Here is a 22,223-nt window from a genome sequence, read left to right as displayed (position 1 = left end):
GACTTGGATATTTAGGTTAAATTAATAAATCACCCTGTTAATCCGAAGGGTTTTTGTATTTTTATAGAGTAGATTTTGATATTATGAATTTTATTCGGCTCCCATTTCTCGTTAAGCTTACACTGGTTGTGATTTCCATCATCGGGATCGGTTACCTTCTGGCGTTGGGCGAAAGTATTTTTGCCCCCTTCTTTTTAGCATTTCTTATGGCAATGCTTTTTCTGCCGGTTGCTACCTTTATGGAAAGAAAACTGAGATTTACCCGGTCGATATCTACTATTGCTTCGGTTTTGATTATGCTGATGATCTTAACGGGCATGGTTTATTTCTTCGGGTCACAGTTATCAGATTTCAGCAAAGATATTCCGCATCTTAGGGTTCAGTTTACGAAGGTTTTTAATGAGCTTCAGAATTGGGTTTCAGATACTTTTCATGTAAAAATTGATGAGCAGCTGGATTATCTGGATCAGGGAGTGAATAAGCTTCTTTCTTCATCCGCCGTGATCCTGGGGTTCACATTCGGAGTGTTTTCCACGGGGCTGGGTTTTATTGTTTTTTTTATTCTTTTTTTTATTTTCATTTTAAACTACAGAAGAGTTTTAAATAATTTTATTGTAACAGTTTTTAACGAAAAACATAAGGCCAGCGTTCAGGAAATCGTGAATGAAGTGAGAATCATGACTAAAAAATACATCATAGGATTATGTTTGCAGGTGGTTATTGTTTCTATCCTTACTTCTATTGTTTTAACAATTTTAGGGGTGAAATATGCTATTCTGCTAGGTATTCTTACGGGATTATTAAATGTAATTCCTTATCTGGGCATCTGTATCGGGCTGTTGATTTCCTGCTTTATTGCCTTTGCGACTACAACTCCCACTACGTGCATTTACGTAATCATCGGCTATGTAGGAGTTCACATTGTAGACGGAAATATTGTCCTTCCATTTGTGGTAGGTTCTAAAGTGAAAATCAACGCACTTTTCTCATTTATCGGAATTGTTATCGGCGAACATCTTTGGGGAATTGCAGGAATGTTTCTATGTATTCCGGCTATTGCTATCATCAAAATCATTTTTGAAAGAGTGGAAGGTTTGCAGCCTTGGGGAAAACTGCTCGGCGAAGAAGAAAAACCAAACAAAAAGAAAAAGAAATACAAGATATCCAAAAATATTACGCTGGAAGAGATGGATTAAATATGAGTAATGAGTAATTGGCAATGAGTAATAAGAAATCAATAGTAATTTTAAATTTTATTTGATTTTTAATCAACGAATTAGAATTTTATTTAATTTTAATAAAAAATTCTCACACTCATGAAAATCGTAAAATTTATTTTTGCCCTTCTGTTTGGCCTGATGTTTATCAACGCAGGATTAAACAAATTCTTAAATTATATGCCAATGGAGAAGCCTACTCCTGAGCAAATGAAGCTTTTTGCTGCATTCAATGAAATCAGCTGGCTGATGCCATTAATAGGAATTGTAGAAATCATTGGCGGCCTGCTATTTATTTTCCCAAAAACAAGAGCTTTAGGCGCTATTGTTATTTTACCTGTAATGGTAGGAATTGTCGCTCATGTTTTCACATTAGATAAATCTCCAATGGGAATGACAATCGCAGGAGTTTTATTTCTAATCAATATCTGGATCATTATTGATAATAAAGAAAAATATAAGGCTTTGGTGAGCTGAAAGTCAATAGTGAATGGTCAATGGTCAATGGTGAATTTGCTTTGCTTGTCAATTTTAAATTCACTTGCTGGGAAAATCCACCATTGACCATTCACTATTCACTTTATCATACAAATGCACTAAATCCAGTAATCGATCTACCTACAATCAGGGAATTAATTTCTTTTGTTCCTTCATAAGAATAAATAGCCTCTGCATCAGCTACAAATCGGGCTACATCATATTCCAGGAGAATCCCGTTTCCGCCCATCACTTCACGTGCTCTGGAAACGATATCGCGCGTTCTCATTGTACAGAAAACTTTGGCTAAAGAAGCATGTTCATCTTTTAAAATCCCTTCGTCCTGCATTTCCGAAAGCCTGAAAACCATAGTCTGCATTGCCGTAAGATTCGACAGCATTTCCACCAAATGCCCCTGAATCATTTGAAAAGAAGCGATCGGCTTTCCGAATTGTTCTCTTTTTCTGGTATAATCCAAAGCACTTTCATACGCTCCTCTTGCACAGCCAGTTGCCATCCAGGCTACTCCGGCGCGCGTCATTCTCAATACTTTAGCTGTATCTTTAAATGAATTGGCATTTTGCAGCCTGTTTTCTTCTGTCACCACACAATCTTTCAGCGTAATCAATCCGTTTTGAACGATTCTTAATGCCATTTTTCCTTTGATTTTCTCAACAGAATAACCCGGATTGTCTTTTTCAACGATAAAGCCTTTCACTTCGCCATCATCAAGATCTCTTGCCCAGATGATGATTAAATCAGCGAATGTTGCGTTACCGATCCATTTTTTCTGGCCGTTCAGTATCCAGCCTTCGGGCGTTTTTTTGCAGGTAACCGTTAAGCCGCCGGCTGCTCCGGAACCCACTTCAGGCTCTGTAAGGCCAAAAGCTCCTATTTTTTCAAATTTCTGCATCTGCGGAAGCCATTTTTGTTTTTGTTCTTCCGAACCGCAGATATAAATGGAGCCCATCGCCAGACCGGACTGTACCCCAAAAAACGTGGCTATTGAAGCATCAATCCTTGCCATTTCCATAGCAATGACACCTTCCATTAAGAAAGGCATTCCTGGACAGCCGTAACCTTCATAAGTAACACCGCAAATATTCAGTTTTTGAAATTTCGGAATTAATTCATGTGGAAACTCATCACGAAGCCAGTAATGATTCACCAGAGGTTTCACTTCTTTTTCCATGAAAGCCCTTACTTTTAACTGAACTTCTCTTTGTTCCGGGCTTAAGGTGTGATAAATATCGTAGAAATCACCATCAATAGGCGGAAGATCCTTCTTTTTTTTATTGGGATCCAGCATTTTCATCATTCCGCTAAGCTGCTTATCATCAAGCTTGGAAAAATTTTCCATAAGCTTGGGAAGGTTTACTTTTTGGGAAATTGTGCTCAATTGATCAAAATCTATTGTTCTGAATAATTCTATTGCGTTTCTGATTTTGGAAAAAGTATTTGACATAGTAATGTATTGTGTGTTTTGATTGTAAAAAGATAAGCAAAAATTACTCCGAAAACAAAAGTACACATACAACATTATTTTACAAATTATTGATTTTTAAATATTTAAATCAGAATTTCTCTTTACAAATTTTTTACCCGCGTTTTTCAAACATTACAAACGTTTCCTCCTGAACTTTGGATTAAGCAAACAATAAAAAATCAATATATGAAAACCACTTACATTAAATTATCAATCGTATCAGCACTTTTACTAGGAATCTATTCATGTAAAAAAGGAGAAGCGGCATCCAGTGCCTATGAAGCTTCTTCCGGTGCCGATTCTGCCGCAGTAATGACATCGGACAGCATTTCTTCTGTTGCTACCATGAAGGTAAAAGACAAACAGTTCATCAAAACAGCAGATGTAAATATGGAAGTCAAAGATGTTTATGAAGCCACCATTTCCATTGAAAAATTGGTTCAGGATTTGGGAGGATTTGTAACGCACAGCAATTTAAGGAGCAATGTCATATCAGAAGAAACCTATAATACCAATGATGAAGACGCCGTATTGGTGAAAAAATACCAGTCTGAAAATTCAATGCAGGTAAGGGTTCCAACCGAAAAATTAGGCGAGCTTTTAACTTTAATCAACAATAAAAAACTTTTCCTGAATTCAAGATCCATCAACGCAGAAGATGTAACTGCAGGAATAAAATATGCCGAGCTTGAAGGAAAAAGAATCAAAAAAACAGGCGAAAATATTTCGCAGCTAAAGGCCAATAAAGATAAAGTGAAACTAGACGACGAAAATATGTCCGAAAATAATCAACAGCAATTGGCAAATATGGATGTTACCGACCACCTGAAGTACAGCACTGTTGATATTTACATTAAAGAACCCAAAGTAAGAACCGCAGAAATAGCCATTACCAATACAAAAAATATTGATGATAAATATAAGTTTGATTTTGTATACAGCGTAAAATCTGCTTTTGTGGAAGGTTTTTATATGATTCAGAAAATTATTGTGGGGCTGATTACTATCTGGCCGATTCTATTGATTGCCGCAGCCATTATTTTTTTGATCAAGAGAAAAAAAACGGTTAAAAAAGATCAGCCGGCTTCTGAAATTTAATGCTGTCCTAACCTTTATGGTTATCAATATATATTTTAAGCTTTTAAAACAATTGCTGCTTTTTTAACGTAAAGTTTGAATTTTAATACTTTACAAGAGAATCAACAATTGATTGAATGAAGCGATCTTTTAAAAAAGAGAAACCTCCAGATTTTTTGGAGGTTTTTTATCTAAAATTTCCTTTTCAGAATTTCGGGTTTTGTGGTATAAAGATGGAGAATCAGTTCTCCGAAGAGCGTATTCGCCCAAGCAAACCAAGATCTTGTAAAATCTTTCGGATTATTTACATCAAAAGATTCATGGATAAATCCGGTTCCGGCATGAGTGTTTTTTAGCATTTTTAAGCATGAAATAATCTCTTCATCCTCATCAGTCGTTAAAGCCTGCATAATTAAGCCCAAAGGCCAGATTTTGTGCTCCCCTATATGCGGACCGCCGATTCCTTTCGCAAATTTACCTTCACTAAACCAGGGATTAGAATGGCTTAAAGAAAACTTCCGTGTATTTTTATACACTTCGTCGTCTTTTGATCTGTAACCCAGATAAGGAATTGATAATAAGTTCGGAACATTGGCATCATCCATAAATAAGGCGTTTCCAAATCCATCAATTTCCAATGCATAAATTTTTCCTGCTTCAGGATGATTTAAAATAGCATATTTCTGAATAGCTCCATCCACTTCTTCAGCCAAATTCTTAAATTGAGCCGAAGAATTTTCATCCTTTAAAATTATTGAAAAAATCTGCGCTGTTTCCCTCAGAGAAACCACTGCAAACATATTGGAAGAAATCAGAAACGGATAAAAAGTAGCATCATCAGAAGGCCTGAACATGGAGTGGATCAAGCCTATTTTCTTGGTGGGATTTCCAAAACCGGCTGCAAATTGTGTATCTAAAGCATTACCGTTTGCCCTTTGAAATGCATACGACCCTTTTGAATCTTTTCTCTGCTGTTCTTTAAAAGTCTGTAGGATCAGAAGCATTGCCTTTTTCCAGTCGGAATCAAAAACTGAGGAGTCTCCTGTTTTTTTCCAATAATTATAAGACAGCCGCATCACATAGCAGAGGGAATCAACCTCCCATTTCCGCTCATGGACGCCGGGCTTCATCAATGTTCCATCACTTTTCCATTCGCTTATTTTACTGCTGTCATCGAAAAAGGCATTAGCATAAGGATCAAGAAGAACGCATTCTACTTGTTTATTGATAACACCTTTCAACAGATTTTTTAATTGCTCATCTTCGTTAGCAAGGCTCAAATAAGGATACACCTGCGCTGAAGAATCCCGAAGCCACATCGCATCAATATCCCCGGTGATGACGTACGTATACGGTTTTCCGTTTTTATTGTAATATTTTACCGTAGTATCTAATGTATTGGGGAAACAATTCTCAAACATCCACGCCAGTTCTTCATCAACAATGGACTTTTTTACTGTTGTGATTGTTTTTTCAACAGCCTTGGAAGTGAATTTTCTTTGATCTAATGCAGGCCTTTTCGAAATATAATTATCGGCATAAAAAAACTTCGCAGATGTGGGTATCGCAAAAAAGCCCAACCCGATTCCTGATTTTTTAATAAATTCTCTTCTATTGATCATTGTTTTAAATTAAAAATATAAATCTAAAATAACAATTTTAATCTATCTGTATTTTATTAATAGCAAAGACATCGTTATTATTTAATATGTCTCATAAAGCCAATTACCTATTTTTAATCACCAATTAACATCATTGAAGTAAAATTCCTTAAATTTGCAAATCAATAATTTTGCATAAGGATCAGATCATTCGTAATCCAAAGTCCTTATCCGTAAAACCTTAATTTCTAAATATATGCTATCAAAAATAAATCCTACTCAAACCAACAGCTGGAAAGCTTTAGACGAACAATTCGCAAATAATGATTTTGACCTGAGAAGCCTTTTTGCATACAATCCGAACCGCTTTAATGAATTTTCAGTCAAAAGACCTGGTTTTTTATTTGATTATTCAAAAAACTTAATAGATTCCAAAACAAAAAATCTTCTTTTAAACCTGGCAGAAGAATGTGAATTAAAAGATGCTATTTCCAAAATGTTTTCGGGAGACAAGATCAATGAAACAGAAGGAAGAGCAGTTTTACATACAGCTTTGAGGGATTTTTCCGATAAGGAAATTCTGGTAGACGGAGAAAATATAAAGCCTCAGATTAAAAGGGTTTTAAACCAAATGAAATCTTTTTCTGAAAGTATTATTTCAGGAGAGCATAAAGGTTTCAGCGGAAAAGAAATTACAGATGTTGTGAACATCGGAATCGGGGGTTCAGATTTGGGCCCTGTGATGGTTGTTTCGGCTTTGAAGCATTTTAAAACAAGATTAAATGTACATTTTGTTTCCAATGTAGACGGAAATCATATTGCAGAAGTTGTAAAAAATCTAAATCCTGAAACTACTCTATTCATCATTGCTTCAAAAACATTTACCACCCAGGAAACCATGACAAATGCAAACTCTGCAAAAGACTGGTTTTTAAAAGCAGGAAAGCAGGAAGATGTTGCAAAACATTTTGTAGCTTTATCTACTAATGTTCAATCAGTTAAAGACTTCGGAATTGCAGAGGAAAACATTTTCGAATTTTGGGATTGGGTCGGCGGAAGATATTCATTATGGAGCGCCATTGGTTTAAGCATTGTTCTGGCAGTAGGATATGAAAATTTTGAACAATTATTAAAAGGAGCTTACGACACAGATCAGTATTTCCAAACGGCAGATTTCTCTGAAAACATTCCCGTTTTGATGGGATTAATTGGAATCTGGTATCGTAATTTTTATGCGGCAACAACGTATGCCATTCTTCCTTATTCTCAGTATTTAGACAGGTTTGCAGCGTATCTTCAACAGGGAGACATGGAAAGTAACGGTAAATGTGTTGACAGAAATGGAGAATTCGTAGAATATGAAACGGGACCCATTATTTGGGGAGAACCGGGAACTAATGGACAACACGCTTTCTATCAACTGATTCACCAGGGAACCGAGCTGATTCCTGCTGATTTTATTGCCTATGTAAAAAGCCCAAACAAAGTTTCTGATCATCAGGATAAATTACTGGCAAACTTCTTTGCTCAGACCGAGGCACTCGCCTTCGGGAAAACGGAAGAGGAAGTTGAGGAAGAATTAAGAAATGCAGGAAAGACTGATGAGGAAATTGATTTCGTATTAAACTACAAGGTTTTCCACGGAAACACACCTACTAACTCAATACTATTCAAAGAACTAACTCCTTTTTCATTAGGCCAGCTGATTGCCATGTACGAGCACAAAATTTTTGTACAGGGTGTGATCTGGAATATTTTCAGCTTCGACCAGTTCGGGGTGGAATTAGGAAAAGTGCTGGCTAATAAAATCCTGTCGGAACTTGAAAGTAATGAAACAATTAGCTCTCACGACAGCTCTACAAATGGATTAATCAATTATTATAAAAAACATGCTTAACACAATTAAACGAAAAATTAATTTTATTAAATTATCATTAAGTTCCCATACAAAACATCTGAAAAAAGATATTGATCTTAAAAAAGAATGGCTTGGTAATGATTATGGAGGCTTTTTTATTGCCCCCGAGTTTTTGAATCAAAACTCTATCGTCTATTCTTTTGGTATTGGTGAAGACATTTCTTTTGATTTGGGCGTGATCAATAAGTTCAAAAGTTTTGTATTTGGCTTTGACCCCACTCCTAAATCTATTAACTGGATAGCTTCACAGAATATTCCCTCTAAGTTTAGCTTCTTTGATTATGGGATTGGTAGTAAAACCATGAAAGATATATTTTATCTTCCTAAAAATCCGGATTATGTATCCGGAAGCACTATACAGCAGAGTAATGTGAATCTGGATTCCAAGATTGAAGTTCAGCTTAAAAATTTAAGCGACATTTCTGCTGAATTAGGTCATAAAAAAATAGATGTTTTAAAAATAGATATAGAAGGTTCAGAGTATGATGTAATTGAAAATATTTTAAATTCTGATATTGAAATTGGGCAAATTCTGGTTGAAATTCACGAACGTTTCTTTAATGATGGAAAACAAAAAACTATAAACATGCTAGGGAATCTCAGAGAACATGGTTTCTTAGTTTTTGGTATTTCTGAAACATTTGAGGAAATCTCATTAATAAATAAAAATCTAATTAAGCAATAATAAAAAATGGCAGAAATTCTTGACGGATTAAAAGTATCCAAAGAAATAAAACAGGAAATAAAGGCTGAAGTTGAAAAAATTCTTGAAAGCAAAAGAAGAGCACCCCACCTGGTGGCTATTCTCGTTGGAAACAACGGAGCAAGTAAAGCGTATGTAAATGCTAAAGTGAAAGACTGTGAAGAAGTGGGTTTTCAATCCAGCTTAATCAAATTTCCAAGCACGGTTTCTGAATCTGAATTATTGGAAAAAATCGATGAATTAAATAAATCTAAAGCCGTTGACGGATTTATCGTTCAGCTGCCTTTACCGGATCAGATTGATCAGGAAAAAATCATCAACGCTATCGATCCAAGAAAGGATGTAGACGGATTCCACCCTGAAAACTTCGGTAAAATGGCCTTGGAAATGGATACATTCCTGCCTGCAACACCGTTCGGGATTTTAACATTATTGGAAAGATATAATATTGAAACAAAAGGTAAAGACTGTGTAATCATCGGGAGAAGTAAAATTGTGGGAAGACCAATGAGTATCCTGATGGGAAGAAAAGATTTCCCGGGAAACTCTACGGTTACTTTGACACACTCTTATACAAAAGACATCGAAGAATATACTAAAAAGGCAGACATCGTTATTACAGCTTTAGGTGATCCTCATTTCCTGAAAGGAGATATGATCAAAGAAGGAGCCGTGATTGTAGACGTAGGTATTACAAGAGTAGACAACGATTCTCCGAAAGGATATTATCTTGCAGGCGACGTAGATTTTGACAGCTGCGCGGCAAAAGCAAGCTGGATCACGCCTGTTCCGGGAGGAGTTGGGCCTATGACAAGAGCGATGCTGATGAAAAATACCATCATTGCTTACAAAACTTCGGTCTATAACGACTAATTTTAAAATGAAAATAGAAGAAGATATTTTATTAAAAGAAGGTAAAATGCTCCCTGTGATGGAGCATTTTTACACTCTTCAGGGAGAAGGAGCACATACCGGGAAAGCAGCTTATTTCATAAGACTAGGCGGCTGCGATGTCGGGTGTCACTGGTGTGATGTAAAAGAAAGCTGGGACCCGAATTTACATCCATTAATGAATGCGGAAGAAATTGCTGAAACCGCAGCAAAACACTGTAAAACAATCGTTTTAACAGGGGGAGAACCTCTAATGTGGAATCTTGATATTTTAACTTCCAGATTAAAAGACCTGGGATGCACCATTCATATTGAAACTTCAGGGGCTTACCCAATGAGCGGTCACATTGACTGGATTACCCTTTCCCCTAAGAAAACGGGGCTTCCAAAAGAGGAAATCTATCAGAAAGCTCACGAGCTTAAAGTGATTGTTTTTAATAATAACGATTTCAAATTTGCTCAGGAACAGGCGGCAAAAGTTTCGGCAAACTGTACATTATATCTTCAAAGCGAATGGAGCAAACGAGACGAAATGTACCCGAAAATCACAGACTTCATTTTGGAACATCCAGAATGGAGAGCATCAGTTCAGACCCATAAGTATCTCAATATCCCGTAAAATTTATGTAAATTAGCCCTTCGTATCCGTTAATACTCATAGATGCAGAGAATTCGATACTCTAGATACCTGAAATCGATCATTGTTTTGCTTGACCTCCTGGTTATTGCATCTATTTTTATATTCTTTTTCGTCAGCAGAAATCAGGACCTCAAATACAATCAGGAAACCTGGTATCAGAACGTTTTTTCTTTGGTATTATTATTTTTGTTCTGGATGCTTCTTAGCGGCAGGACAAGAATTTACAATATCCCCAGAAACCTTACCTATACGCTGTTTCTGGAAAGGCTTCTCGTACATTTTTTGCTGTTTATTCTTGGAGTATTGCTGATAGGAAAAGTAAGCTATAATGTATTTTTTAATTCTGATATTTACTGGCTGTCTTTTTATCTTTTCTTCTTTATATTTTTAACTAAATCATTAATATTTTTCGGGATTAAATATGTAAGAAGTCTGGGGATCAATCACAGGAACATCATGTTTTTAAGTGAAAACAGCTCCACAGAAGTTTTAAAGAATATTTTAAAGGAAAGAAAAGATTACGGTTACAAAATTTTCGAATACAATAACTCCGAAATAAAGAGTAAAGAATTAGTAGAATTCTGGAAAACGAACGGGATCCACACCTTATTTATTCCTATAGAAAATTCTTACGAAGAAAAAACAGAAAAAGAAATATTCCTGCTTGCAGAGGATAATAAAGTACATATTTCCCTGATCCCCAGTATTACACAAAGTGATTTCTTTTTGTATGACATGGGATATATTCAGACACAACCCGTTCTGAACCAGGCAAAATATCCTTTAGATTATTATTCTAATTTTTTACTGAAAAGAACTTTCGATATTCTTTTTTCCGTCATTATTTTAGTTGGGATTTGTTCGTGGCTGTTCCCGATTATTGCAATTTTAATTAAATCTTCATCAAAAGGGCCCGTTTTTTTCATACAGAGAAGATATGGTTTTCATGAAGAGGTTTTTAGCTGCATTAAGTTCCGGACCATGATTGTAAATGACGAATCTACCACAAAAACTACAAGTGAAAATGATTCAAGGATTACCAGAATCGGTAAATTTTTAAGAAAAACAAGCCTTGATGAGATGCCGCAGTTTTTGAATGTGCTGAAAGGTGAAATGTCCGTTGTAGGTCCCAGACCGCACATGCTGGCAGTAGACAATTATTATAAGCCGAAAATCGGTCGGTACAGCCTGAGAAGCATGGTAAGCCCCGGAATTACCGGGCTTGCACAGGTAAACGGGCTTCGGGGAGATGCAGGAGATGTGGAAGTGGAAATGAATAAACGGGTTCTGGCAGACGCCTTTTATGTAAGAAACTGGAGTTTTGTACTGGATCTTGTTATCATTTTAAAGACCGTTTTGTTGGTTGTAGGTGGTGATAAAAATGCAAAATAGGATGTAGGAAAAGGGTAAATGTAATTTTAATTTAACATTAATTCCGGCCTCAGTCTTAGCCTCAATCTTAATCTAATTAAATAAAAAAAGTCTAATTTAGCAGAATGTTAAAAAAGTTTTTTACAGCAGTAGGAGAATACATGATCCTCATGGGTAAATCCATGCAGAAACCTCAGAAAATGAAGGTATTCTGGAAGCTGTTCATGAGAGAAATCAATGATTTGGGAGTCAACTCATTCGGGTTGGTGATCTTTACATCTATATTCGTGGGGGCCGTAGTAGCCATTCAAATGTTTAATAACTTTGATGCTTCAGATTTCCCGATCCCGCCTTCATTTGTGGGTTATGCTACAAAAGCCGTATTGGTTCTGGAATTTTCACCCACCATTATCAGTTTGATTCTGGCGGGAAAAGTAGGTTCTTATATTGCTTCAAGTATCGGTACAATGAGGGTTTCTGAACAGATAGATGCTCTGGACATTATGGGCGTAAATTCTCCCAACTTCCTTATTTTACCAAAAATACTGGCCTGCGTTATTTTCAATCCATTGCTGATTGCCATCAGTATTGTATTTGGTATCGGCGGAGGTTATGTAGCCGGAATTTTAACCGGAAACTGGACTACCAATGACTATATCACGGGTATTCAGATGTATATGCCGAATCTTTTCATTTACTATGCTTTTACGAAAACCATAGTTTTTGCTTATATTATTGCAACGGTTCCTTCTTATTTCGGGTATAATGTGAAGGGAGGTTCTTTGGAAGTAGGTAGAGCGAGTACACAGGCGGTAGTTTGGACGATGGTATTTATCATCCTTTCCGAATTATTATTAACCCAATTAATATTAAGCTAAATGATTGAGGTAAAAGATCTTAAAAAAAGTTTTGATGAAGTTGAAGTTCTTAAAGGTATTTCAACCTCTTTTGATAAAGGAAAAGTAAATCTTATCATCGGGCAGAGTGGATCCGGTAAAACCGTTTTCCTGAAAAGCTTACTAAATGTTTACCAACCCACTTCAGGAGAAATCCTTTTTGACGGGAGAGATATTAATGTGATGACGCGTGAAGAAAAGCAGCATCTTCGTTCGGAAATCGGGACCGTATTTCAGGGAAGTGCTTTGTTTGACTCGCTTACGGTAGAGGAAAATATTATGTTTCCTCTGGATATGTTTACCAATCTAAGCTTCAGGGAGAAAAAGAAACGTGTTTTTGAAGTTATCGGAAGAGTACATCTTGATAAGGCCAATAGAAAATTCCCGTCCGAAATCTCAGGGGGAATGCAGAAGCGTGTTGCCATTGCAAGAGCAATTGTAAACAACCCGAAATACCTTTTCTGTGACGAGCCGAACTCCGGACTGGATCCTTATACATCCAATGTCATTGACGATCTTCTTCTGGAAATCACACAAGAATATAATACTACCACCATCATCAATACGCACGATATGAACTCTGTAATGACGATTGGCGAGAAAATTGTTTACCTAAGATTAGGAATTAAAGAATGGGAAGGCAATAAAGACATTCTCATTACTGCAGGCAATAAAAATTTGATAGACTTCGTTTATTCATCGGAGCTTTTCAAGGAACTGAGAGAATATTTACTGGAGAACAATAAAACTATTGATAATACAATCACAAAAATAGACGAAAATGAAAAAGGTACTTAGTTTAGCATTAATCGGTTTTTCTTTATTCGCTTCTGCACAGATCTCACTGGCGGGTAAAGCGAATATCATATTCCCGACAGGATCTCCTTCATGGAAGAATATTAAAGGATCAGTAAACCAGGCAATAGAAGGAGAAGGGAAAAATAATGTAGGCTTCAATGTGGGTCTTTCATTAAGAGTTCCGTTACCGGCTTCTTTATTTCTGATGCCGGAATTGTATTACACGCATTTTAAAAGTGATTTTACAGACCCTACTTCCAATACTACTTTTGATATTAAAAGTAACCGTATTGATGTACCTGTTTTATTGGGTTACAATATTTTAGGTAATACTTTAGGGGTTTTTGTAGGTCCTGTAGCGAGCTACAATTTAAGTAAAGAGGATACTTTCAATGATTTTAATGAAAATGCAAGAGACAATTTTACGGTAGGCTACCAATTCGGAGCCCAGGTAGAAATCTCTAAATTGATTTTAAATGCAAAGTATGAAGGTGCTTTCAGCAAAGATTCCAGAAACTTTATCAACAGGGTAACCGGAGAAGAAGTTAGATATGACAACAGACCGAACCTGTTTATGGTAGGTGTCGGATACAAATTTTAATCAGATTTAAAAATTGATTTATAAAAAATCCTCAAATTTAAATTTGAGGATTTTGATTTTGTTGATTTCTGAGTTCTGCTTCACGTCTTGCAATATCTGCAGCCTGCTTTTCCAGATCTTCTTTATCTTTTTGTAATTGTTTAAATTCTTTTCTTTTCTGCTCCTGCTTGATGGCGCTTCCTTTACTTACATAGCCTACCAATCCGCCGATAATTAAGCCTATCCCTATCCCGGCCATTATTCCCATGATATGGGGCATCCTGATTTGTTCTACGGCAAAATCTGTTGTAAGATAAAAAAGTAAAGCTGAAACGGCCAAAAGAACCAGTCCTGTAAGTGATAAACTTTTCATGATGTTGTGTTTAAGTGGTTAAAAAATTAAAAAGCCTCATCAAATTTACTAAAAATTTAATAAGGCCTGCTCAAGATTAAAATTCTATATTCGTTTATATCTTTCCACCTGCTGCCTTATAATATTCAAGCGCCTGAGGAAGATCTTTATTGATATCTGAAATTCTTGTTTCCGGGTTTGGGTGGGTAGAAAGGAATTCCGGTTGTCTTGCACCTTTGGATGCAGCTTCCATTCTTCCCCAGAAAGGAACTGCCTCTCTTGGATCGTATCCGGCCATTCCCATCAGGTATAGTCCCATTTTATCTGCTTCAGACTCCTGGTTTCTGCCATATTTTAATAACGCCACTTGAGAACCGATAGGATAAACTTTCTGGAAAACACTTGCCCACTGAGCATTTGAAATAGTTCCGCCAAGAATAGCGCCTCCGTACTGTGCTACCATAGCCTGAGAAATTCTTTCGTTTCCATGTCCTGCCAATGCGTGGGAAACCTCGTGCCCCATTACTACGGCAAGTCCGTTATCATTTTTTGTAACAGGTAAAATCCCTGTATAAACGGCTACTTTTCCGCCCGGCATACACCATGCGTTCAGTTCGTTGCTCTGTAAAAGATTAAACTCCCAATTGTAATTCGTAAGGTCCGCAGAACGTCCGATAGACTGATAATATCTTTCTGCTGCAGACTTTATTCTGGATCCCACACTTACCACTCTTTTAGCATCTGCCGTTCCTGTAATTACTTTTGATTTACCCAAAGTAGATTTATATTCCTGGGCAGACATGGTCATAATTTCTGAGTTATTTGCTAATTGCAAAGAAGATCGTCCCGTAATAGGGTTTGTTGTACAAGCTACAACTGACAGAGCAACCGCTCCTATTCCTAATAAAAAATTTAATTTCATAGTTTTGAGTGTATTAGTTCAACCTTAACAATTTTTATTCCAAAAGTATTCGGAAGGCATATATTTGCATACATTTTGCTATTTAAATTTAATAATTATTTTACGATCATGAAAAAGTATATTTCTATCATATTTATTTTCGGATTTTTGTTTCTCTTCCAAAACTGCTCCTCCCAAAGCGGGATGGATTCTCAAACGGTAAACATGCTGGTGAATTCTCAGGATTTCTCCTTCCGTGCAGAAAGAGCAACACCTACCAATTATGATGTGATAAACGTGATGAATTCCTTACCGAATTCTACCTCAACAAGGATCTTGGATCTTACCGGAGGAAATTACAGTATTGATTTAAGAAGTGACAAGCTGGAAGTGGTTCTTCCTTATTTCGGGAGAGTTTTCAACCCTAGTTATGGTAACAGCGATAAAAACAGCTACAGATTTACCTCAAAAGATTTTACGGTAAACAAATCTCAAAACAAAAAAGGAAACTGGGTAGTAAGAATTAAACCGAATGATGTGAGCAATGCAGATGAAATAATCATTGAAGTTTTTAAGAACGGAAAAGCATTCACATCCATTAGGAGTAACGACAGACAGCCAATTTCTTATGACGGCTACATCACAAAAAATGAAGAGGTAAAACCTCAGCCTTAATCATTAAAAAGGCTTCGAAAGCCTCCTCAGCCTGACAGCGTAAAATCATACAGCTACCCTCAGACTGCTATTAAAATATCTAAATGGGAAAATTAAGTTATTTATTCTCAGATAAGAATTTTTCAACAAATAATTTTGCTTCGGTGCTTGGATTGGAAACCATCGTCGAAGCATTTTTTTTGTGCTGAATATACGCCTCTTCCACGGAATCATTTTTTTTCATCATCGATAAAATATATTCCTGAACCCAATATTCAAACCGTTTTTCTGCCTGCTGAATTCTTACTTCTTCGAAGCGGTTGGTTTTCTTTTTAAGGTTAATGAATTCATCAATTTTATTAAAAACCTCACCCAGACCTTCATTGTTCAAAGCAGATCCGAACAATACAGGAACTTTCCAGTTTTTTTCTTTTGGCGGAATAAAATCTAATGCTCTTTTTAATTCAAGTCTTGTATTTTTTGCTTTCTGAAGGTTATCAGCATCCACTTTATTAATGAAAATGATATCCACCATTTCCATAATTCCGCGCTTGATTCCCTGAAGCTCATCTCCACCACCGATTATTTTTAAAAACAAAAACACGTCCGTAATATCCGCAACCAGCACTTCAGACTGGCCAACTCCTACAGTTTCAATTAAAATATAATCATAACCTGCTGCTTCACAGATCATCATGGTTTCAAAAGTAGTATTGGCAACACCTCCTAAGAATCCCGAGCTGGGAGAAGGGCGGATAAAAGCATTTTCTTCTTTTGCAAGCTCTTCCATTCTGGTTTTATCACCCAAAATGCTGCCTTTATTGATGGCTGAACTGGGATCAATGGCTAAAACAGCCACTTTTTTTCCATTAGAAATCGCCAGCCTTCCGAAATTTTCTATAAAAGTTGATTTTCCCGCACCCGGAACTCCTGTAACCCCTACCCTGATTGAATTTCCTGTAAATGGCATGATCTGCTTCAATAATTCCTCGGCTTGTAGTCTGTGTTCAGCCTTTTTACTTTCAACTAAAGTAATAGCTTTTGCGATCAGGCGTTTGTTTCCTGACCGTATTCCTTCTATTAACTCTTCTGTAGAAAATTTCATTGATTCAAAAATAGACAATTAAACGTCAATGGTCAATAGTGAATTCATTTTCGTTTATTTTTTAGGTTATTAATTTCTTAAACCACCCCGTCAAAAATTCTCCGAATTTTCGCCACCACTCCAGAGGAGGAGAATTTTCCGCGCTATATTTGAAATAAGGGATTTACAATTCATTTACACAAATTATTTGTACTTCTTCTAAATTAAGACCGGCTTTATTCTCTCGGACGGGTTTTTGCTACATTTGTTTAAATCAAATTTTTAAACTAATGAGAAAAATTATCGCTGTAGCATCATTTACTGCTGTTTTATTGGCATCATGTACATCGAAAGCCTCTACAGCTACAGCTCCTACGGGACCTGCAACTTCTACAGCCGAGCAAATTGCACAGGGAAAAACCATTTTTGAAAATTCATGCGGCAGATGTCACAAATTACCTGATCCTACGGCTCATACATCAGTTCAGTGGGTTGGGATTATGAATTCGATGGCCCCAAAAGCTAAGCTTACAGACGAGCAGCATCAATGGGTTTATGATTACGTGGTTTCTGTGAAAAAATAAATCACTTCAAAAAAATAATAATATGAAAAAATTGATTTTTGGTATGTTTCTGATTTCCGCACTGATGGTGACATCCTGCGGACCGAAAAGTACTGCTGTAACCGGACCAAAATACACCTCATCCGAACAGCTGGCTCAGGGAAAAACCATTTTTGAAAACTCCTGCAACAAAATGTCACGGATTACCCAATCCTGAAAAGCATGACGATCAGGGATGGATAAAAACCCTAAGCAGAATGGCTCCAAGAGCTAAACTGAGTGATGATCAGCATCAAATGGTTTACGATTATTTAATTTCTGTAAATAAAAAATAGGCTTCTGTTGAAGTCTATTTTATTTTGATTTTTATCGTTCTTGATGCTAAGACGTAAAGATCTTTATTTTTGAGAATGTTAACTTTTTGTTTCAAGGGCATTTCACTTAGCAAATGATCATTGAAAACAAGACGAATGATTATTTACAATTTGATAGTTCACTTTAAATCAATCCCCAAACCAGGTTTGTCGGATAAGATTATTTTTCCGTTTTCAACAAAGCTTCCGGTGGCATAATCATTGGAAATAAGATTGGCTCCGTCAAGGTCAGCATAATCTGTAAGCCCTGTGAGGGCACATCCTGCAGAAATTCCAATAGTAGATTCCGTCATGCAGCCGATCATGATTTTATAGTTCAGCTCGCGCGCTCTTTTAATCATTTCTAAAGCAGGAGTCAATCCGCCGCACTTCATTAATTTGATATTGATGCTTTTGTAATACGGAACTAACTCATCCAAAGAATGTAAATCCTGAGCATCTTCATCCGCCATCCAATTGGCAAAACTTTCTTTTTTTAAAATTTTATAGCGGTCAATCGGTCTTGGCTGTTCTAAATAGGAAAACTTTTGAATATCAAAATTTTCCTGAAGCCAGATACAATCTTCATCGGTAAAACTTGCGTTGGAATCCAAGGCAATGTTTCTATTTAATTTTAAAAGCCTTTCAATATTATTTTTATGTAAGCCATTGCATTTTACTTTGAATTTATTCCAGCTGCTGTTTTCAATTTTTTTAATCTGATGATCTATTTCTCCTATGGAAATAGTGATTGAACTTTCAGATAAATTTTCAGAAGGAAGCTGATTTAATTCAATAAAGCTTTTGTTTTCCAGCTTTCCGAAAAGATCCCAATAGCCACAGTCCAGTGCAGAAAGCAAAAACGGATGAAGATTTAAGCTTAATAAATTTTGAAAAAATTCTTTCGGATGATTGATTTTCATGGCTTCGATTCGAAGCTGGATTTGTTTTAATTTTACTATAAAATCCTGAAGGTTAATCTGGTAATAATCAATGGCCACGCATTCTCCATAGCCTTTGTAATTTTGATGTGATAATTCTATCAGCAACGCTTCCCTTTTATCATAATTTCCATAAGAGATTGAGAATGTTTCCTTTAAGTAAAGTTGTTTTAATTCAAACCGTAATTCCATAATTAAAGCTACAAAAAAAGGAGACTTAATCCGTCTCCTTCTTCTTTTTATTTGCTTTTTTCCTCGGCATTTTAGATTTCACAAATTTCTTTCGGTCTTTTACTGTATTCAAACTGTACTCGGTAAAGCAATATTTTTCAGCTTCTTCCAGAAATTTTAACGCGTTGATCAAGCTTCCTCTTTTTTCTGAAAGTAAGGATCTGTACATCCATAAAGAAACCTTGTCTATCCCTTTAATTTTCAAAGAATAAGCTATCAACTTATCTGCTTCCTGAAGGTCATCATTATCCAAAAGACATTTAATATAATATTGCGGAACATTTAAATTCGTAACATCACATTGCATTGCTTCTTCAAAATACAGCTTTGCTTTTTCGTAATCGTTCAGCATTTCGCTGTAAATTCTTCCCATCAGACAAAGACTGTCTGCATCTTCAGGATCGTAAGACAAAGCATAGTTTAGTGCTTCCAGACAATCCGGCAGGCTGTAAGGATAATTATCCAGCGCCTCGAAGTAATATTTACTTTTAGTTAAGGTCATTTTTGTAGTTTTTTAATTCATTTTTCAGAATATTTCTTTGTTTTTTAAAGGATTTTTCCTGATAATTCTTTTTAAAATCTGTTCCGGAAAATGTACGGACCGGGTTTCCTCTTTGCACCTGCAAATGATTGTTCCAGGTTTCCTGCATCCTTTTTTGAAGCTGAATAATATTCTGTTCCAGCACATTTTCCTTTAATCTTGTGATTGACAGCTTTTTATTTTCCAGCTGCGAACGTGAATCCTGTACGAAAACACTTTGCCCTGTAGGAACGTGAGTTGCCCGGACAGCTGTATTTACCTTGTTCACGTTCTGGCCGCCACTTCCCTGGCTTCTTGTTGTCTGGAACTGAATATCTTTTTCTTTAAAATCAATTTTCTCCAAACCTTCAAGCTCAAAAATGCCAATGAACCAGTTGCTTCTTTTATGAAGTTTGCGGAATGTACTTTTTCCTGTCCAGCAAATGCTCCCGAGCCAGCTTTTTAAAAATTCATTTATATTTTTTGCTTTTAAAAGAATGGTTACGGATTTCAGGGTCAGATTTTCATCACCATTTTCGCGGTGGATGATTTCATACTCTATTTTATTATCTTTTGCATCCTCAAGGAAAACCTTCAGAACTTTTGCTACTACCCATTGGCATTCTAAAGGTCCTCTTCCTGAGGTTATTTGTATTAATTTGTCCATTTTAATTTAGTTTAGTTTCTGGTTTCTGGTTATTATTAATCGGAAACTAATAACCAGAAACTTGCAACAAAAATTACTTATCCATTCTCACAATTCTAGGCTGAAAAGTTCCAAGAATATCTACCAGCTCACTTTGAGCATTCATGACTTCATTGATGTCTTTATATGCCATGGGTGCTTCTTCTGTATTTCCACCCATCAAGGTGACATTTTTTAGTTTTAATTCTTTTTTGATGTCATTTTGCGTAAAAAGACTTCGGCATTCACCTCTGGAATGTGCTCTTCCAGCTCCGTGTGAAGCTGAATTCAAAGAATCCGGATTTCCTTTACCGCGAACGATGAAACCTTTTGCGGTCATTGATCCGGGGATCATTCCCAATTCATTTTCATTGGCCGGAGTGGCGCCCTTTCTGTGGACGATCACTTCTTTTCCGTTGTGGAATTCTTTCCAGGCGAAATTGTGATGATTTTCAATTTTGGCTTTCACTCTTCCACCAACTGCCTTCACCAATCTTCTGTGAATATCATCATGACATGCTGAAGCATAATCTCCCGCCAAATTCATCGCCGTCCAATATTCTAATCCGAGATGCGTGTTCAGATCCAGCCATGCGAAGTTCTGCGCTTCTTTCGGCAACGGACATTGCTCTGTAGCAACTCTTGAATAATATTGAGCGATCTCAGCTCCCAATCCGCGCGAACCACTGTGAGAAAGAATTCCGAGGTATTTTCCTTTCGGAAGCCCGATCTGCTCGTCTTCTTCAGTGATTTCCACTTCCCCGAACTCTACAAAGTGATTTCCGCCACCGGAACTTCCCATTTGTTTGATGGCTTTTCCTTTTAGTCTTCTCAAAATCGGAATTAAATCGAACGTATCTCTGTCGAAAATTTCGTGATCGACATGAGATTTGTGCGTTTCGTACATCCCGAATTTTGTGTGTTCGGCAAGAGCTTTTTCATATTTGTCTCTTGCTCCGTCAAGATATGAAACGGGCGTATCCAAAATACTGAGGCTCATTCGGCAGCCAATATCCATTCCGACCCCATACGGAATCACGGCATTTTCCACCGCCAGAACTCCTCCTATCGGAAGTCCATAGCCGCTGTGTGCATCAGGCATCAAAGCTCCCTGTGTTGCAATGGGCAGCTTCAATGCAGTGTACAATTGATTCTTTGCTTCATCTGAAATATTATTTCCGAAAACCTGAAAAGAAGCCCGGTTTGTATTGAGCATTCTTTTTTCTGTTTTCTTTGATGAAAGCAGGGCTTCTGCGATTTGTCCGAAGGTTAAATCTTTTTCAAAATTCTCCGGATTGATCAGGATTTCCTTTAAAAGAGATTTCACATGATGAATATTTTTGGTTGCAAAATTCCTTTTCATAACTTCCAAAGCGATATTTACGCTCTGATTGTTTGGATAACCTATTTTTAATATATCTTTTCCTTTAAGTTTTAAATTTCCCATTGTTTTTGTTTAAAATTTTTGGACACTAAAGTCCTCTAAGACTTCTGCAATCTCTGCTGCAGATATTTTGTAGTGAAAGTATTTTTTACTTTCGACAAGATTAGCTTCTTTACCGTAGCATTTCCAGTTTCCTGATTTACCATGAATTTTCTTATTGATTAGTCCAACAATTTTATGTTGATTTAAATAAGAATTGAGTTCATCATATTCTTTCTCCAAATCAGAGTTTAAAGGTTTGTAATGGGTAATTATGTTAGGTTCTACCCTTAATGCAAATCTCCAAGGTTCGATAAATTCGTAGTAAATGTTATACCTTTTTCTGAATGAATTGTATTCTTCCTTTTTCAGAAAATATTGTTTTTCTCGGGGTGTTAACCCTAACTTTGGATCGTTCCACTGATATGCTGAAAGCTGAACCAATTTCTGATCTCTTTCAACATAGATCTTTCGTCCGAATTTTCTTTTTTTCTTTATGAATTTTCTGGTTTCGGAATACATTTTTGTATTGATTTTATTCAGTATTCCTTGGAAAAAATCTCCGTTTTTGGATCGTTTTACATCATCTCTTACCACAAAAAACCTTACAAAACCCTTTTGATATGGTTTTTCCAATGGTACTAACGGAATATTTCTTTTTATTTTCCAAAGTTCATCGCTACGTAAATACTTTTTTCTAATCTGTTTTTCTACATCTTTTTTTATTATTCTTTTTCTGCTTCTCAGACTTCTTAATCTTGAAAACAGAAGGTTATCATTTTCCATTAATTATAGATATTAGAGGTGAGGCATAAATCTTCATCAACTTAATTTTAGTTGACGTTATTCAAGCCTAACAGG

General features: G+C 36.3%; 25 protein-coding genes. 15 read left to right on the top strand and 10 right to left on the bottom strand.

What is annotated here, in order from left to right:
• Positions 1-83: 83 nt before the first annotated feature.
• On the top strand, positions 84-1,196 hold the full coding sequence (locus tag H560_RS0103950; protein ID WP_027378832.1) for an AI-2E family transporter: 1,113 nt from the start codon (positions 84-86) through the stop codon (positions 1,194-1,196).
• 120 nt (positions 1,197-1,316) lie between these two features.
• On the top strand, positions 1,317-1,694 hold the full coding sequence (locus H560_RS0103945; RefSeq protein WP_027378831.1) for a DoxX family protein: 378 nt from the start codon (positions 1,317-1,319) through the stop codon (positions 1,692-1,694).
• A 106-nt stretch (positions 1,695-1,800) separates the two neighbouring features.
• Here H560_RS0103945 and H560_RS0103940 read toward each other — a convergent pair whose 3' ends face one another.
• A complete protein-coding gene (locus H560_RS0103940) occupies positions 1,801-3,159 on the bottom strand; it encodes an acyl-CoA dehydrogenase family protein (RefSeq protein WP_027378830.1) in 1,359 nt (452 codons plus the stop codon).
• A gap of 207 nt (positions 3,160-3,366) precedes the next feature.
• On the opposite strand from H560_RS0103940, the gene H560_RS0103935 reads away from it, so the two are divergent.
• Positions 3,367-4,278, top strand: coding sequence for a DUF4349 domain-containing protein (locus H560_RS0103935; protein ID WP_027378829.1), 912 nt, complete (start codon positions 3,367-3,369; stop codon positions 4,276-4,278).
• Positions 4,279-4,448: 170 nt separating this feature from the next.
• Here the strand turns inward: H560_RS0103935 and H560_RS0103930 are convergent, their stop codons facing one another.
• Positions 4,449-5,879 (bottom strand): glycoside hydrolase family 125 protein, encoded by a 1,431-nt coding sequence (locus H560_RS0103930; RefSeq protein WP_027378828.1) that lies wholly within the window; start codon positions 5,877-5,879, stop codon positions 4,449-4,451.
• A 235-nt stretch (positions 5,880-6,114) separates the two neighbouring features.
• Here H560_RS0103930 and pgi point away from each other — a divergent pair, with 235 nt between their 5' ends.
• The 8 genes from pgi to H560_RS0103890 all read left to right on the top strand — a co-directional run bounded on the left by pgi (position 6,115) and on the right by H560_RS0103890 (position 13,676).
• Positions 6,115-7,755 carry a glucose-6-phosphate isomerase gene (gene pgi / locus H560_RS0103925; protein ID WP_027378827.1) on the top strand — a complete coding sequence of 547 codons (1,641 nt, stop codon included), beginning with the start codon at positions 6,115-6,117 and terminating at the stop codon, positions 7,753-7,755.
• Complete coding sequence (locus tag H560_RS0103920; protein ID WP_027378826.1) at positions 7,748-8,461, top strand: FkbM family methyltransferase; 714 nt, start codon at positions 7,748-7,750, stop codon at positions 8,459-8,461. The genes pgi and H560_RS0103920 overlap by 8 nt, the downstream gene beginning before the upstream one ends.
• Before the next feature lie 6 nt (positions 8,462-8,467).
• The gene (locus H560_RS0103915) at positions 8,468-9,352 is read left to right on the top strand and encodes a bifunctional 5,10-methylenetetrahydrofolate dehydrogenase/5,10-methenyltetrahydrofolate cyclohydrolase (RefSeq protein WP_027378825.1); all 885 of its coding nucleotides are present in this window, start codon (positions 8,468-8,470) and stop codon (positions 9,350-9,352) included.
• A 7-nt stretch (positions 9,353-9,359) separates the two neighbouring features.
• Complete coding sequence (locus H560_RS0103910; RefSeq protein ID WP_027378824.1) at positions 9,360-9,989, top strand: 7-carboxy-7-deazaguanine synthase QueE; 630 nt, start codon at positions 9,360-9,362, stop codon at positions 9,987-9,989.
• 42 nt (positions 9,990-10,031) lie between these two features.
• A complete protein-coding gene (locus H560_RS0103905; RefSeq protein ID WP_027378823.1) occupies positions 10,032-11,402 on the top strand; it encodes an exopolysaccharide biosynthesis polyprenyl glycosylphosphotransferase in 1,371 nt (456 codons plus the stop codon).
• A 104-nt stretch (positions 11,403-11,506) separates the two neighbouring features.
• Complete coding sequence (locus tag H560_RS0103900) at positions 11,507-12,259, top strand: MlaE family ABC transporter permease (RefSeq protein ID WP_027378822.1); 753 nt, start codon at positions 11,507-11,509, stop codon at positions 12,257-12,259.
• The gene (locus tag H560_RS0103895) at positions 12,260-13,075 is read left to right on the top strand and encodes an ABC transporter ATP-binding protein (protein ID WP_027378821.1); all 816 of its coding nucleotides are present in this window, start codon (positions 12,260-12,262) and stop codon (positions 13,073-13,075) included.
• Positions 13,059-13,676: an outer membrane beta-barrel protein gene (locus tag H560_RS0103890; RefSeq protein ID WP_027378820.1), complete on the top strand. Its 618-nt coding sequence runs from the start codon at positions 13,059-13,061 to the stop codon at positions 13,674-13,676. Before H560_RS0103895 ends, H560_RS0103890 begins: the two co-directional genes overlap by 17 nt.
• A 37-nt stretch (positions 13,677-13,713) precedes the next feature.
• Here the strand turns inward: H560_RS0103890 and H560_RS0103885 are convergent, their stop codons facing one another.
• Both H560_RS0103885 and H560_RS0103880 read right to left on the bottom strand, forming a co-directional pair.
• The gene (locus H560_RS0103885) at positions 13,714-14,028 is read right to left on the bottom strand and encodes a lipopolysaccharide assembly protein LapA domain-containing protein (RefSeq protein WP_027378819.1); all 315 of its coding nucleotides are present in this window, start codon (positions 14,026-14,028) and stop codon (positions 13,714-13,716) included.
• A gap of 94 nt (positions 14,029-14,122) precedes the next feature.
• The gene (locus H560_RS0103880; RefSeq protein WP_027378818.1) at positions 14,123-14,929 is read right to left on the bottom strand and encodes a M48 family metallopeptidase; all 807 of its coding nucleotides are present in this window, start codon (positions 14,927-14,929) and stop codon (positions 14,123-14,125) included.
• Between the two features lie 108 nt (positions 14,930-15,037).
• On the opposite strand from H560_RS0103880, the gene H560_RS0103875 reads away from it, so the two are divergent.
• Positions 15,038-15,583: a DUF4251 domain-containing protein gene (locus tag H560_RS0103875; RefSeq protein ID WP_027378817.1), complete on the top strand. Its 546-nt coding sequence runs from the start codon at positions 15,038-15,040 to the stop codon at positions 15,581-15,583.
• Between the two features lie 97 nt (positions 15,584-15,680).
• On the opposite strand, the gene meaB is transcribed toward H560_RS0103875, so the two are convergent.
• Positions 15,681-16,667, bottom strand: a complete 987-nt coding sequence (meaB, locus tag H560_RS0103870; RefSeq protein WP_027378816.1) for a methylmalonyl Co-A mutase-associated GTPase MeaB — start codon at positions 16,665-16,667, stop codon at positions 15,681-15,683.
• 269 nt (positions 16,668-16,936) lie between these two features.
• Between meaB and H560_RS0103865 the strand changes: the two genes are divergently transcribed.
• From H560_RS0103865 to H560_RS23250, 3 genes are read left to right on the top strand one after another with little or no spacing between them, the layout of a single operon-like run.
• Complete coding sequence (locus H560_RS0103865; RefSeq protein WP_027378815.1) at positions 16,937-17,230, top strand: c-type cytochrome; 294 nt, start codon at positions 16,937-16,939, stop codon at positions 17,228-17,230.
• A gap of 22 nt (positions 17,231-17,252) precedes the next feature.
• Positions 17,253-17,426: a hypothetical protein gene (locus H560_RS23255; RefSeq protein ID WP_228372411.1), complete on the top strand. Its 174-nt coding sequence runs from the start codon at positions 17,253-17,255 to the stop codon at positions 17,424-17,426.
• On the top strand, positions 17,383-17,544 hold the full coding sequence (locus tag H560_RS23250; protein WP_228372410.1) for a hypothetical protein: 162 nt from the start codon (positions 17,383-17,385) through the stop codon (positions 17,542-17,544). The genes H560_RS23255 and H560_RS23250 overlap by 44 nt, the downstream gene beginning before the upstream one ends.
• 158 nt (positions 17,545-17,702) lie before the next feature.
• On the opposite strand, the gene H560_RS0103855 is transcribed toward H560_RS23250, so the two are convergent.
• The 5 genes from H560_RS0103855 to H560_RS0103835 all read right to left on the bottom strand — a co-directional run bounded on the left by H560_RS0103855 (position 17,703) and on the right by H560_RS0103835 (position 22,148).
• Positions 17,703-18,695: an enolase C-terminal domain-like protein gene (locus H560_RS0103855; RefSeq protein WP_027378814.1), complete on the bottom strand. Its 993-nt coding sequence runs from the start codon at positions 18,693-18,695 to the stop codon at positions 17,703-17,705.
• 25 nt (positions 18,696-18,720) lie between these two features.
• Positions 18,721-19,236, bottom strand: a complete 516-nt coding sequence (locus H560_RS0103850) for a tetratricopeptide repeat protein (RefSeq protein WP_027378813.1) — start codon at positions 19,234-19,236, stop codon at positions 18,721-18,723.
• The gene (gene prfH, locus H560_RS0103845; protein WP_027378812.1) at positions 19,223-19,921 is read right to left on the bottom strand and encodes a peptide chain release factor H; all 699 of its coding nucleotides are present in this window, start codon (positions 19,919-19,921) and stop codon (positions 19,223-19,225) included. The genes H560_RS0103850 and prfH overlap by 14 nt, the downstream gene beginning before the upstream one ends.
• Before the next feature lie 73 nt (positions 19,922-19,994).
• Positions 19,995-21,386, bottom strand: a complete 1,392-nt coding sequence (locus H560_RS0103840) for an RtcB family protein (RefSeq protein WP_027378811.1) — start codon at positions 21,384-21,386, stop codon at positions 19,995-19,997.
• 9 nt (positions 21,387-21,395) lie between these two features.
• The gene (locus tag H560_RS0103835) at positions 21,396-22,148 is read right to left on the bottom strand and encodes a hypothetical protein (RefSeq protein WP_027378810.1); all 753 of its coding nucleotides are present in this window, start codon (positions 22,146-22,148) and stop codon (positions 21,396-21,398) included.
• Positions 22,149-22,223: the final 75 nt, after the last annotated feature.

The organism is Chryseobacterium daeguense DSM 19388 (assembly GCF_000430825.1).
Classification (GTDB): Bacteria; Bacteroidota; Bacteroidia; order Flavobacteriales; family Weeksellaceae; genus Chryseobacterium; species Chryseobacterium daeguense.
Note: the sequence above shows the minus strand (reverse complement) of the source record. Positions and strands in the feature narration are given on the sequence as shown.